Genomic DNA, 13,384 nt, shown 5'->3' with positions numbered 1-13,384 from the left:
TCAAGATACAGAAATTTGTTGTCATCATTTTGCAATTCTAATTTTATAAAAATCTTTAAAAGTGCACTCAAACTTAGATGAACTCATGGCTAAAAATAAAAATGGAATTGATATACAGTTCTGTAGTTGCTTAACTGTCTATATAATTTTTAAATTGGTAGAAAAATTTTAATAGTTAGGTAATAAATTATTAGATTTATTAAAATTTTTACAAGCATTGGCTTAGAAAGTTGAATTTATCATAGTAAACCGTACCTACCTATGAAAAATTCTTTTCACGGTGTTTAATCGTGTATACATGATTAAATATTTTTACATTAAAGATGGTAACTAATTACTACTTAACTTGTACTACAGCTTATTATCTATTTAATAAAAAGTTTTCTAAATAAAAAAACATTTACTTTAAACGTCCTGATCTTAAAATACTAATAAGTAACCACACTCCTAATAAACTTGCTGCGGCAAATAAAGCTACACTAATCGTAGATAATTGTTGAGTTTTAGACCCATTAGAAATAATGGCTGCTCCTACAATTAATGAACCTAAAACGATACTAAAAGATAGACGGTTAGCAGAAGCATCAACACTACGGCGTAGAGGATCTAATTCTTTTAGGCGCAAATTCCATTGTAAAGTTTCTGAAGATAAGCGATTTAATAGTATCTCGATTTGCCGAGGAGTTTTCAAATAAATAGATTTTAAATCTAAAATAGTTCTTAAATTAGTTTGTAATGGGGTATCTCCTACTAATTGACGACGAAATAAATCAGTCATTAATGGTTTTATTTCATCAAACAAGTTGACTGAAGGATTAAATTGTCTGGCTGTCCCTTCTAGATTGGCTAGGCACTTAGCATATAATCCCAAGTTTCCAGGAACTTTTATTTTATTTTGTCGAGCAATTTGTATAATTTCATAAACCACTTCACTAAAGTTCAATTGAGCAATGCTTAAATCATAATACTTTCGTAAGATTCTTTCATAATCTGTTTTTAATTTTTCTAAACTAACAGGTTGTCCTGACTCCGATAACTCAATCGTTAGCTGAGTACAACTTTGGGCATCCAAGTCAAAAATTGCTAATAAGAGTTTTGTTAAGATTTGTTGAGTTCGAGGATCAAGTCGCCCCACCATACCACAATCAATGATGGCAACCCTGCCATCATCTAGGTAAAAAATATTTCCTGGATGAGGGTCAGCATGGAAAAACCCATCAATATAAAGCTGTTGAAAAAAAGCTCTAAATAGTAGGGTTGTTATCTCTTGTTTCCGCTTCTCAACAGATTTCCGACTAGGAGATATACTGAGATCTGCATTAAGGATGGGTTGACCATTTAACCATTCCAAGACTAGGATCTTTTTTGTGCTAACTTCCCAATAAACTTGGGGAACGACTAAATCTTTAGGATCAAACCAGCTACCTGTTGCTAAATTCCGGCTAATGCGCTCAGTGTAGCGTCCCTCTTGGGTAAAATCTAGTTCCGACTTAATAGCTTGAGCAAACTCGTCTGTTAATTTAACAATGTCATAATTTTGTCCAAACTCCGTAAAAGAAACTAGCTCAGCAATTCCCTGAATTAAAGCAATATCTTGGGCAACAATTTTATCGATTCCTGGTCTTTGAATTTTAATCGCTACTTCGGTTCCTTTGATTAAAGTGCCCCGATGAATTTGACCAATAGAACCGGCTGCAATTGGCTCATGATTAATGGTTTCAAATACATTCTCTAGAGGTTGTTGTAATTCTTGTAAAAGCAGCTCCTCAATCTCAGCCCAACACACAGGGGGAACATTAGCCTGTAAAGCAGTTAACACTTTGATATAGCTGGGAGAAAGAATATCAGGACGAGTACTAAGAATTTGTCCTAATTTTACATAAAATGGACCTAATTCTACTAGAATATTTCGTAGAACCTCAGGTGGGGGAATCTGAGGGTTATCAACTTTTCCCAATGTCAATAACCCCCGCATATAGTCCCACCCATTACTGAGGACTACTTCGATAATTTCCCGTTGACGTGCACTGGTTTGAGTTAAAGAAAACATTAAATTTTTTCCCGATTAGCTACGATAACATCACAATGAGTAAGAATTGGGAGTTTTTGGGGTTATAGCGTATGGTTCAGAATAAAAATTTTAGAAGTTGTTAGTTATAAACTAATCGTATTCAAAGTCTGGAAGAACCAGCATTCATAATCCCTAATTTGTTTCTGTTAGGGAATGGAATGATTCATGATTATTCTATCCAATACCGGTATTTACAAATACTTTTTTAATTGTTCGTCAGCTTGCAATAACTCTAATAGTTTTTTGATGTCTTGAGTGCGTTCTTTATTGATCACTAGGGTAACATTACCGTCGTGCACAATCACCAGATCTTTTAATCCAATAGTAGCAATAATGTGGTTTTTGTCACCCGAATAAACGATCGTCCCTTGGGTATCTAAATGAACGTGATTAGCTAAATCTACATTAGACCTATTTCCTTTGGTAAGTCTTTCTAAAGAATTCCAGTCTCCCAAATCATCCCAAACAAAATGAGCTGGTAAAACGTAAGCTAACTGGGTTTTTTCCATCAGAGCATAGTCAATACTTATCTTTTCTAATTCAGAATAAGCTGCTTCGCCTTTGTCTTTCAATAATTGCATCATCTTAGGGGCATAGGTTTCTAATTCTTTGAGTACGACTTCTGCCCGAAAAATAAACATCCCACTATTCCAGCTAAACTTTCCTGTTGCAATAAAAGATTGAGCAGTTTCTTGATCAGGTTTTTCAGTAAAGCGACTGACGCGATAGATTGGCAACTCCTCACAACCGCCCTGTTTTTCTCCTTGTTCAATATAACCATAACCTGTGGAGGGATAGTTAGGTTTTATGCCCAAAGTGACAATGGCATCTTTAGCCATAGCTAACTGAGAACAAGCTTTGAGAGTTGTTTCAAACCCTTGAATATCAGCGATAAAATGATCAGCAGGAAAAAAGCCAATGACTGCATCTAGTCCACAACGTTCAGCCACTTTTAGAGTAGCCCAGGCCACGGCAGGGGCAGTATCTCTTCCTTGAGTTTCCACCAAGAGGTTTCTTTCAGCTAACTCTGGTAATTGTTCTCGAACTCCGTCAGCAATGGCAGCCGAGGTGATTACCCAAAGATTATCCCAGTTTTGGGCTAGGGGAAGTAGACGGTCAACAGTTGATTGTAATAAGCTCTGTCCACTACTGTCAAGACAGAGGAACTGTTTGGGGCGATAACGACGACTAAGAGGCCAAAAACGCTCTCCTCTGCCACCAGCGAGGATGACAGGAATTAAAGCTTGAGTCATGATTGGGTTTACCACCAGCGAGGATGACGGGAATTAAGGTTTGAGTCATGATGAGTTTCCCCTGTCTTATCAAGAATAAGGGGCAAAGACTAAATTTAATGAATGCGAAATAATCCATTATTACTCATGCTGTTAACTAAATTCACTTCTTCCCATCTTCTCTATCTTCCCCAAACTTTCCTCTATAGGGTGTGAAATTAAAGTTTATTTAAGTTAATCCCCGCTTCTTTAGCCATCGCTTGTAACCCTTTCTTTTCTAGAGTTTTAATGGCTTTTGTGGACAAACGTAATCTAACCCAACGGTTGCCCTCATTCCACCAAACTCGCTTCCATTGTAAGTTGGCTTCTTGTAATTTTTTGGTTCGACGGTGGGAATGGGAAACAGCAAAAGCGTTATTAGCTTGCTTTCCGGTTAATTGACATTTACGAGCCATAGAAAATCTCCTTGTCTTTTAGTGTTAACTTTCTTGCAGTCTTTGATCCTACCAAAAATCTTCTGAAAATGTCTCTATCTTAGGTCAGGACGAAGAGTTGAGTCATAGGTCATTTAGTGGGACTTTAGACAGTACACCCTAAATTGTCCCCTTAAGCTTCTGGCCTACTTACTTGAGTTGGAAACAATTTTTGATAACTGGATTGTCGCTCCTTGGGGGATTCTGTGCCAAAATTCCATAAGCTTTCATAAAAGAAAAAGGAAATACCAGAAAATTGTTTTTGACGAACGGTTTCTACCTGCTTTATTATCCGTTCTATGGGAACTGGACGATCTTTTAAACCGGAAAGAACTCCAATTCCAAAGGGAATATGTTGTTTAGCTTGTTGAACCTCGGGGCGTCTTAATTCCCGTTGAAAATCTCCGAGATTAGGACGATAAACTTGCAAGACTAATTCTTCTATCAATCCTCGGCGTTCCCATTGATTCCAATCGAGTAAATAACAGTTAGCTGAGAATGGTTGAGGGTTAGGAGATAGAGAAACAATAATACTAGGATTGATGGCTTTAATAGCTTTAAATAGCTCGGTCATATAACTTGTAATTTTTTCTGCTCGCCATCTTGTCCATTCCTGCCAAACTTGATTATTAATCGTACAGTTATTAGTTACCTTTAGGTTTTTTGGTGGGGATGGAGGTAATTTACCTTGATGTTCTTTTTGATAAAGTGCGACGGTAACATCATCATAACCAAAATCAAAAGGGATACCAAAATGATCATCAAATTGAATGCCATCTACTTCATATTTACTCACAATTTCAGTGACTAAATTAGTAATGAAGGTTTGAACTTCTGGATGTAAAGGATTTAGCCAAACCCGTTCATGGACTTTCCCTTCCAACCAGATTCTATTACCGTTTTTTTGTTGGGTTAACCATTGAGGATGATTTTTAGCAAGTTGGGAGTCCGCAGGGGCCATAAAACCAAATTCAAACCAAGGAATAACTGCCATATTTGCTTTATGTCCCTGATCAACAATTTCTTGCAAAATATCCCGTCCTTGTAACCCTTCTGCGGGGTCTAGTTTCGTCCCAGTAATAGGTTGAGAAACTTCAGATGGGTAAAGGGTATGACCCCCATTCCAGACGGTGGGATAGATGGTATTAAAATTGAATTGGCTGAGGGTGGTAATGGCTTCGGACAGGTTTTCTTGACTAAAAAGCACATCACTATCAATATTCGTTAGCCACACTCCCCGAATTTCTGAGGGGTGGTCACGGGACTGAACTGGAGATTGAATTGTAAAGATTATTAGGGTAACACAAAAGCTAAAAACGACTAGAAAGACTAACCAAGCCTGATAACCCCATAGACGGCTAAAGTTTACTAACTGGTTAGCTTGACGCTCAAATAAGTTTTTTGCCATAGAGTAAATGATGGAATTGTTGTACACTGGCTAGGCTAACCCATGGGCGAATTTTTTGAAAACCTTTCCTAGTATCTTCTTTGCTTAATTAGTTTTAGTCTCAGTATCTTTATTTACGTTTGTTGAAAAACCTAGTCACTGCTGTTGCTTTAATAGGAATAGTGATTGGATGACTTATGTTTCTCTTTCTTACGCTGCTGGCTATGTTAGGATTATTGACGGTTTAACCGTTATTATGGTTTCTTAGCAAGAGTAGATCGCTATCAAAGAAAATTCTATACAGGGGTTATCCACCAAGCCAAAGTGGTAAATATTGCCCTGATGGAGGATAGTATCAGCATCAATTAATCCTCGTCACGACCCCCGTGACGCAGATAGCTTTCAATAAAAGTATCGAGATTGCCATCCATAACTCCACTGATATCCGTTGTTTCTTCATTTGTCCTCACATCTTTAATCATTTGATAGGGATGAAAGACATAATTGCGAATTTGATTGCCCCAAGCTGCTTCTACGATATCTCCCCGAATTTCAGCAATTTCTTGAGCGCGTTGTTCTCGGGCAATAATCAATAATTTTGCTTTAAGCAGAGCGAGGGCTTTTTCTTTATTCTGGAGTTGAGAACGTTCTTGTGTACAACGAACTGCAATTCCAGTGGGTAGGTGAACTACCCGAACAGCCGTTTCTACCTTGTTAACGTTTTGCCCTCCTTTCCCGCCAGAACGAGTGGTGGTAATTTCTAAATCTTTTTCTGGGATATCAACAGTAATATCTTGTTCTTCTAACGCTGGCATAACTTCCACTCCCGCAAAACTGGTTTGCCGCTTTCCATTAGCATTGAAAGGGGAAATTCTCACCAATCGATGAGTTCCTTTTTCTCCTTTGAGATAGCCAAAAGCATAGCGTCCTTCTATCTCTAAAGTCGCTGACTTGATTCCGGCTTCATCTCCTTCAGAAAGTTCAGTCAGATGGACTTTATAACCTTGTTTTTCTCCCCAACGAGTATACATCCGCAACAACATTTGCGCCCAGTCTTGAGCATCGGTGCCACCGGCCCCTGCATTGATAGTCAAAAAAGCTCCTTTAGGATCATAAATACCTGATAATAACTGTTGTAACTCCCAGCGATCAAGTTCACAGTTAAGTTTGCTAATGGTTCTCTCTGCTTCTTTAGATAGACTCGTATCTTCTTCTAACTCTAGTAATTCAGCGATTACTTTTGTATCTTCTAACTGATCTATCCACTTTTGATACTGCTCAACACTAGATTTGAAATCGTTGAGTCTTTGTAAGGTGATTTGGGCTATTTCAGGATTATCCCAAAACTCAGGTTGAGCAGCTAAGGTTTCCAAGTCTTGAATATTGGCTTGTAGGGCAGGTAAGTCAAAGATATTCCTGAGTTTTCCCCAGGCGCGTGCTAACCCCTTGAATTTCGCGTTTTAATTCTGCTGTTTCCATATCTCGACAAAATCTTAGGTTTATATTCTCTATTGTAGTTCTTTTGTCTTTAAATTTCGATATTCTACCGAACCTGGTAGCATAAGATCACTGATACCAACATTTTCAAACTCTCATTCAGTAATTGTTTAAATTTCCAACAGGTCGCTTGTTGTTAAAATTTATTGTCAAATTGGGTCATGTTATAGTTCAGCCGATTTTTATCATCTCAGGCTCAGTAGAGCTAATTTGAGTTTCCACTGACTATACCATCTAACCCAAACTGTTTCTAGGTTTTTATAGGTCTTTGTTAAAGCAGTAAAGTTTAAATTGAAAGCTATAGAGTTTGAAATTAAGGTCCACAAAGAAGCTGTCTCAAATGAATTTTTTTAACCAACAAACCAAAATAAAGTTCGTTGTATGTTCTAACCATACTTAATGGTTATTATTTTGAGTATATTGTGCATAATTTAAAGTACTTTTTCCAGTTCGATTAATACAGCTGGTTAAGTAAGCTTTCTTGTGATATTTGAATATTTCATAAAATCCTATGTTTTTTCTCATTTCATCCTTACTGCTACAGTGACTGGTGGAATAGAAGCTTTTTTTAAAAGCAGACGACTGACGTTTGCCCTATTATTATTGACGATAACTAGCTTTTATCTCTATATTTTTCTGATTGTTACTATCTTGTATTGTTAACTCTTTCCTTATTTTTTTAGAAAATTTTCTGCTACTAGCTATCCTTCAGCTAAGGGAACCGAAGAGAAAAATTCTAAAGATAATTCCGCAGATTTATTTTCTTGAACAGGAAAAACTAGAAAAGTAAAAATGAAAACCCCAGTACTCCATATTAAAAAGGCAACAGACACCCTAATTATTCCAATAATATAGGAAACTTTCTTCATAAAAGTCAACTTACTTAATTCTGTATCTTATACTTACGATTAGTATTTTCATGATGAATTAAGCTAAATCAATAAGATACTTCAATATCTTCCTTGACTTTTCCTACATAAGGGATGTTTTTAAGTGAATCATAGTTAAGAATTTTTACTAAAATTAGCTATCCAAAATTAATCCCTTCATTCTGGGTAAAAAGTAAAGTTTTTCGTATGTATATAGAATAACCAACAAAATATCCCAAATATTAATCCTGATATAAAAAAAATAATGTTTTAGCATCTCTATGCCAGTATTACAAAGTTTTTCTGTCGGGAAATATCACTATAATTGCCATTATAGAAACTCTAATAACATTGGTTATAAAGCCTAATAACACTGCTATCTCTAATCATAGAGATAATTGGACTAGTTTAACTTACAAAAAGAATGAATAAGAAGATAATATAAACAAAAAACATTAGCATAATCATAACAAGCTCCGTAGACTTGTACTCGACCTGTTGGTAGTATAGTATAAGCTCCTTTTAAAGGAGAATTAAAACCTTTTGCTAGCAAAAAAATATTGAAGAATATTAGAGGATTTAGCTGTTAAAAATGGTAAGTTAATTATATTCAGAACTGATGAAATAGTAAAAAATAAAGATCATAAAAGAAGAATAAACAACTCTTTTGAAGATTGATTTAATCTCTTAATTTATGATATAATTAAAACTGATCGTAATCTAGATATTGATAATGAAATGAGTAGATGATAACCGGCGGGAGAAATAGTTTTGAGTAATACACAGATAACTAAAGTTCCTTCTAAAAAAAGTTGAGAATATTCAACTATTAAACTTAAGTCTCTTGCTACTAACCAATAAAGAAGTTTGTGTAGCGTTTTTTGCCAGTTCATGGTTAAGTTGTGGGTAACTGTATTCAATTTTTCTGAATTCTTAAACTCATAACTCACGATATCCTAAAATTATAGTTAGATATCCTTCATAATTAATACAGAATTTTTCTTTATTCATTTACGACTGAAATGATTCTAGGGGTAATGACGTGCTTTTTCACGTATTAACTATCTTTAAACTGAAAAAAATAAAAATGCCTTGATAACTTCTATTTTAACCCAATTTTTCTTGTAAAATGAGGATTAATCATCTAGACTTAGATCTCTGAGCTGTTCTTGAATTGTGACAATTAATAAACTGTCATATTTTTCCTCAAGTATTATTGCTGAGTTTGATAAACTCGCGTTGTGTGTGAGGAGTAAGAGTGATATGAAAAGACCTTTGGAGTCGAAACAAGGTAAGACGCCCAAAGGTCTTTCATTTTTTTTTGATTTAAAGATTAAAGTATAATTATCAGGATTAGAGTACGAATAGAAAAGATTAAATATTCTTGAGACAGTTCTTTTTACATTGTTTATTAGTGAATTTCTACTTGATGTTGTTTGGTTAATCTCTATAACCAATTCATTGTTTAACGGCAACCACAAGGTTAATAGTAATACCTTCTAAATCTCCATCACAGACGATAATCTCATCTAAGAACTATTAGGGCATCAGGATGTTTTGCCAATTGGTAACAATAATGAGTCATTTCTTAGAGGGAAAAAGAGGATATAAATGATAATGTCAATGACACATTGAGGAAGAAGTGTCTCTTTAAGAATTAAAGTTATTAATCATAATTAACTTTTTTATTGCAAAAAATATTTAATATTAAATCTGGTAAATATAAACCTATTTCCAATGATAAAAATCTTCTAATTACTAACTAATTAGTATTGTCTTTGAGATTCTATATATGAACTTTACACTTAACTACTATTTAAATATTTTTAGTAAAAAAAACTAAATTTTTTTACTAAAAGATTAAGTGTCATATATTTTTTGCGTAGATTATACTTGCAACATTAGAGTCTAGACTAGAATAGTTTTAAAGAACTACACAAAAATTTTCTTATTTGTTAGAAAAACGAATATTTATTACGAAGAATCAGCAGTCTCAGAAGTACTGATTTATTGTTGGCTGTATACCTATGATATTTAGACTTCACTAGGTTATGGGGATTAATAGGAAACACTGTGCTTTTAGTGTCTCCTATTTAACTTATGCCCAAAATTAGTTATGGTTCCTAGCTAACTTAATCAAGGCTACTATTAACTAACTTCAAACAATAGAGCAAACCTCACCAAATTTGATGGCATTCGCTGTTTCCTTTATGATTTTATCGAGTCTTATTAAGTTCAAGTTTTAATATCTCACTTTTTATCCCAGCAACTATAATCATTGGCTCATTAGGATTAGTGAGTGTGGATAGTTAAAACTGACAAGGTTAAAAAATTAACTGTAACTGTGACTTATTGTAATTTTATTAATCGTAAAATTTTTATGAAAATGATAAATCTAGCAGGGATTAATCATAACAGCTATATTAAAAAATAATTTTGAGATAGTTTGTGAATTGAAAAGTAATAAAATTATTATAAATAATATAAAAACGTACTTTAGTGGACAACTCAGTATTATATTGATTTTCTAATTCTATTAGAAATCATCTAAGTAAAGTTTATTATAAGAAATTGCTAATCATAATATTAATTACCCTAATTATTATTTAGTTTATTTTCATGCTTATGATGAGGGTAATTTGTTTTGGTGAGGAGTCTTTGAAGTTAACGCCGCTACCCTATCCATAGCTTTAGGGTTTTAGAAGGGAGAGACTTTAACTCCAAAAATGGCTCAAAATTGCTTACGAGTAAGTCTGTATGAAATTTTAGAGCTCCATAGCCCTACGGTTATTAAAGATATTTCAGGCATAGTATGTTAGGTGTAGATTTTGACTCTAGCCTTACACCATTACTTCAATCAAAAACAGAATAATATCTCAGTGCGAGAGGTTAAACTTAATATTCTCAGATTTTCGCGGTGGCTAAAGTCAAAGATAAAAGATAAAAAATTACTAAATTAAGTACATGGCTTAGCTGAACGAATAGATTTTTATGACAGTTATTTAAAAAGAGTTACATTGCAATTTATTCTACATGAATTCCCAAGAGTGGTAAGTAAAATTATTTATACTAAAATTTTATAAATTCCCTTACCAAGAGTAGAATTAGACATTGTGGATAATAATCCTGTTCCTTCTGTGATTTAAAATTTGCTCCCTGCATTATTTTGTTCCGATGGAGAATAGAGAATTTTGGAGTAAAAATTTCCCTATCTTTAGATGTAGAATTGACCCTTACACCTTATAGAAGTAAGATTTAAACACAAAACTATCGTCCTCATTTAAGCTATGGTGGATGATTAACAATTAGCGATACTCACCCCACCCCTTCGCTTTCAACTCCAATCCTGAGCACTCTTGCCCGTAATACGTTGATAAACTTGACGAGTTTCGTGGAACAGACGAGTTTGTTCGAACAGTTGTTCCTCGGTCAGTTTCCATTGTTGCAATAGTAAATCTAGATCATTTTGGATCTGCCTAGCCCCTGGAAAATTATGGTAGCGGATACGCAACCGAGCTAATTCTGCTAGATTGTGAGGATTAGCTTCTTCTTGGAGAAGGACATTGATCACTTCTTGATCTTTTTTTTCCCGGGGATGTTGTTGATCTTGAGGCATTGATTATAATTTAAGAACTAAATCTAAGTAGTTATTTATTCTCATCCTGTAACGTGGAGAGAATTTTCAGATTATTTCTCAGCAGTCACAAAGATGTTTACCACAAAGCTTTAGTGATTATAGTTTTTCTCAACGAGGCTTATCATTAGTCAATCTTGGTAAGGGTGATCGCACCGGACTCAGGGGAAGGTATCGTCTAGGAGGCTCTTCAGTCACTAAAGGTTGGGCTTTTTGAGTTTGCAAGTAGCGTAGAATTACAGAGAGCAAAACCACCACTAGTCCAGAGGACAGTAAAGTCGACTTCTCCCATACCCCCCCAATTACTGCATCGACCGCTCCTACCACTAGGATGAAGCTAGAAATCGGATCTTTACGGTAAGCTCTTTTTAGAAAACGAGGAAAAAAAACATTCATTATGATGTACTGAATATTGTGCTGTTTTAAGTAACTATTCTTGTTTCAGCTTATCTCAAGCTATCCCAAAACTGAACAGGTTTTGAAGAAATTCCTTAAACTAATCAGGGCACAGACTTGACGACTAGGAGAAGAGTTTATGACTTTCTCTCTTCCGCCACGGTTATTTACTGTAAAACCCGGCTAACTTAAAATAAGCCCTGACTAGTCAGATATTCGATGAGTAGAATCAGAACAAATCCTAATTATGGCGATACAGCCATTGAGGTGTTTTACATATTCATTAAAGTCAAACTTCAGTTCTCTGAGTTTAGGAGTTTTGGTTGGTTGGGATCGAAAATCTACCATGGATCGCTTGCCAAACAATAAGAGCTGCTTTCATTTTAGGAGTAGAGGGAAGTCCTAGTTATTTGTGTGCTTCCCTCTACTCCAATGGGTTAGTCGCGACTATTCATAGCAATCAAAAGACGTAAGATGAAGATGAACAGGTTGATATAGGTCAGGTACATCGACAAGGCTGCCGAGAGATATTGATCATTACGATAGGTACGGGGCAAAATATAAAAGTCTACCACGGCAGCTCCAGCAAACAAAAATACACCAAGACCAGAGATAGCAATGTCTAACCAAGTCGGTGTATAAGCTCCGAATAGGGCAAAAAATACTTGACCAATCATTACCACTAATAGGGCAATAACCCCTAAACTAATGGTTTTGGTTAAAGCCATGCCATCTTGTTCAGAAAGATTTGAGCCAATACTGCGACCTGCCATAAAAGCAATGCCACAACCTCCAGCAGCAACGGCAATACCTTGTAGCCCAACTCCTTGGGTTCCTAAGGCGACAAAGACTACCCCACTAAGGGTGTACCCAGAAAGAAGACTATAAAGGGCTAGTAAAGGTAAAGCTATGCCATTATTGCTTTGTTCAGCTACATTGCGAGCAACAAAAAACAGGACAAACTCGACAATAAGTGCTGCGATTAAGGAGGGAAAAAATAGATTGGAATAGGATTGAATTACCCCTAATCCCCCATAAGTGCCAACAGCTGTTAGCACCAATCCACCTCCAAGATAGGGTAGGGCGTTAGCAATGACATTGGGTCCAATAAGAGATTGACCCCTAACATCGCGGATGGCGTTACGAAAATCACTGGTGTTACTCATAGAATCTGTTCTACTACCTCTAATTGATTTTAAGGACTTACTTAAGTTTTATAGCTTTTATAGCTGAAATTGAGACCGAGCAGCCAGTCAGGAATATCGAATGTAATTTCTGAATCCATGATAAATCTGAGTTTGTTAGGAAGATATCTTTAGTAAATTTTGTCGTAATTGACTAAAGATTAACCTGCCATTTTTCTTTGCAAAACTTGTGTATTGTCCTAAGGGGAAGATACACAAGTCTCTAAGATTTCCGTGTAATGCCGATAGTCCGAATTTTTTCTGAATTGAACAATTGGTGACCTAGGTCACCTAGATTAGTCATTTTCAAGCTATTGATATTGTTCAAGAACAGAAGTATTAATGGAAACTAAGTAGAATAATGTACAAGGAAGGCATGGAACTTTTAATTACTTATTCGCGGGACTCCTCTCTGGCCTTGCGTGATAAATTTGTTGAGTTACCATATTCGGATTAGTTCCTCAAGTTACTTATCATGTTAGCAATAAGTGTTCAGAACTCTATGAAGATTTATCACAAATTGGCTATCTTAGATTGATTTGTACCATTGAATAATTTAATACCTATCAAGATCTATGCTTTCAGTTCTTTTTCTGTTCCCTATATTAAGAATATTCCTTTAGGAGGATGAACATGAATAC

The 13,384-nt window shown here is 35.3% G+C and carries 11 protein-coding genes; all 11 read right to left on the bottom strand.

The features are described 5' to 3' along the window. Window positions 1-400: 400 nt before the first annotated feature. The 11 genes from RGRSB_RS03790 to RGRSB_RS03755 all read right to left on the bottom strand — a co-directional run bounded on the left by RGRSB_RS03790 (window position 401) and on the right by RGRSB_RS03755 (window position 12,725). On the bottom strand, window positions 401-2,050 hold the full coding sequence (locus RGRSB_RS03790) for an ABC1 kinase family protein (RefSeq protein WP_119259906.1): 1,650 nt from the start codon (window positions 2,048-2,050) through the stop codon (window positions 401-403). Between the two features lie 212 nt (window positions 2,051-2,262). Continuing rightward, complete coding sequence (locus tag RGRSB_RS03785) at window positions 2,263-3,324, bottom strand: mannose-1-phosphate guanylyltransferase (protein ID WP_119259905.1); 1,062 nt, start codon at window positions 3,322-3,324, stop codon at window positions 2,263-2,265. A 197-nt stretch (window positions 3,325-3,521) separates the two neighbouring features. Then, on the bottom strand, window positions 3,522-3,758 hold the full coding sequence (rpmB, locus tag RGRSB_RS03780; protein WP_119259904.1) for a 50S ribosomal protein L28: 237 nt from the start codon (window positions 3,756-3,758) through the stop codon (window positions 3,522-3,524). A gap of 151 nt (window positions 3,759-3,909) precedes the next feature. Further along, a complete protein-coding gene (locus RGRSB_RS03775) occupies window positions 3,910-5,184 on the bottom strand; it encodes a glycoside hydrolase family 10-like protein (RefSeq protein ID WP_119259903.1) in 1,275 nt (424 codons plus the stop codon). Between the two features lie 344 nt (window positions 5,185-5,528). Next, window positions 5,529-6,642, bottom strand: a protein-coding gene (gene prfB / locus RGRSB_RS03770) for a peptide chain release factor 2 (protein WP_119259902.1) whose coding sequence is annotated in 2 segments (ribosomal slippage) — window positions 5,529-6,569 and window positions 6,571-6,642 — 1,113 coding nt in all. Because the reading frame shifts where the segments join, the coding sequence is not laid out codon by codon here. A gap of 719 nt (window positions 6,643-7,361) precedes the next feature. Further along, window positions 7,362-7,493 (bottom strand): hypothetical protein, encoded by a 132-nt coding sequence (locus tag RGRSB_RS10710; RefSeq protein WP_269460798.1) that lies wholly within the window; start codon window positions 7,491-7,493, stop codon window positions 7,362-7,364. A 728-nt stretch (window positions 7,494-8,221) separates the two neighbouring features. Beyond that, window positions 8,222-8,422, bottom strand: coding sequence for a hypothetical protein (locus tag RGRSB_RS10025; protein WP_172582027.1), 201 nt, complete (start codon window positions 8,420-8,422; stop codon window positions 8,222-8,224). A 2,441-nt stretch (window positions 8,423-10,863) separates the two neighbouring features. Beyond that, entirely contained in the window at window positions 10,864-11,145 is a 282-nt protein-coding gene (locus RGRSB_RS03765; protein ID WP_119259901.1) for a DUF3288 family protein, read from the bottom strand. A gap of 129 nt (window positions 11,146-11,274) precedes the next feature. Beyond that, a complete protein-coding gene (locus tag RGRSB_RS03760) occupies window positions 11,275-11,559 on the bottom strand; it encodes a hypothetical protein (protein ID WP_119259900.1) in 285 nt (94 codons plus the stop codon). Between the two features lie 204 nt (window positions 11,560-11,763). Then, a complete protein-coding gene (locus RGRSB_RS10020; protein WP_172581994.1) occupies window positions 11,764-11,907 on the bottom strand; it encodes a hypothetical protein in 144 nt (47 codons plus the stop codon). A gap of 89 nt (window positions 11,908-11,996) precedes the next feature. Beyond that, window positions 11,997-12,725 carry a Bax inhibitor-1/YccA family protein gene (locus RGRSB_RS03755; RefSeq protein ID WP_119259899.1) on the bottom strand — a complete coding sequence of 243 codons (729 nt, stop codon included), beginning with the start codon at window positions 12,723-12,725 and terminating at the stop codon, window positions 11,997-11,999. Window positions 12,726-13,384: the final 659 nt, after the last annotated feature.

Source organism: cyanobacterium endosymbiont of Rhopalodia gibberula, assembly GCF_003574135.1.
Lineage (GTDB): Bacteria > Cyanobacteriota > Cyanobacteriia > Cyanobacteriales > Microcystaceae > Rippkaea.
The sequence above is the reverse complement of the archived record's forward strand: the minus strand, read 5'-3'. Positions and strand labels throughout refer to the sequence as shown.

What these genes read in the sequence shown, in the direction of transcription:
- RGRSB_RS03790 (WP_119259906.1), bottom strand. Translation starts at nt 2,050, where the DNA reads ATGTTTTCTTTAACTCAAACCAGTGCACGTCAACGGGAAATTATCGAA.
- RGRSB_RS03785 (WP_119259905.1), bottom strand. Translation starts at nt 3,324, where the DNA reads ATGACTCAAGCTTTAATTCCTGTCATCCTCGCTGGTGGCAGAGGAGAG.
- rpmB (WP_119259904.1), bottom strand. Translation starts at nt 3,758, where the DNA reads ATGGCTCGTAAATGTCAATTAACCGGAAAGCAAGCTAATAACGCTTTT.
- RGRSB_RS03775 (WP_119259903.1), bottom strand. Translation starts at nt 5,184, where the DNA reads ATGGCAAAAAACTTATTTGAGCGTCAAGCTAACCAGTTAGTAAACTTT.
- RGRSB_RS10025 (WP_172582027.1), bottom strand. Translation starts at nt 8,422, where the DNA reads ATGAACTGGCAAAAAACGCTACACAAACTTCTTTATTGGTTAGTAGCA.
- RGRSB_RS03765 (WP_119259901.1), bottom strand. Translation starts at nt 11,145, where the DNA reads ATGCCTCAAGATCAACAACATCCCCGGGAAAAAAAAGATCAAGAAGTG.
- RGRSB_RS03760 (WP_119259900.1), bottom strand. Translation starts at nt 11,559, where the DNA reads ATGAATGTTTTTTTTCCTCGTTTTCTAAAAAGAGCTTACCGTAAAGAT.
- RGRSB_RS10020 (WP_172581994.1), bottom strand. Translation starts at nt 11,907, where the DNA reads ATGGTAGATTTTCGATCCCAACCAACCAAAACTCCTAAACTCAGAGAA.
- RGRSB_RS03755 (WP_119259899.1), bottom strand. Translation starts at nt 12,725, where the DNA reads ATGAGTAACACCAGTGATTTTCGTAACGCCATCCGCGATGTTAGGGGT.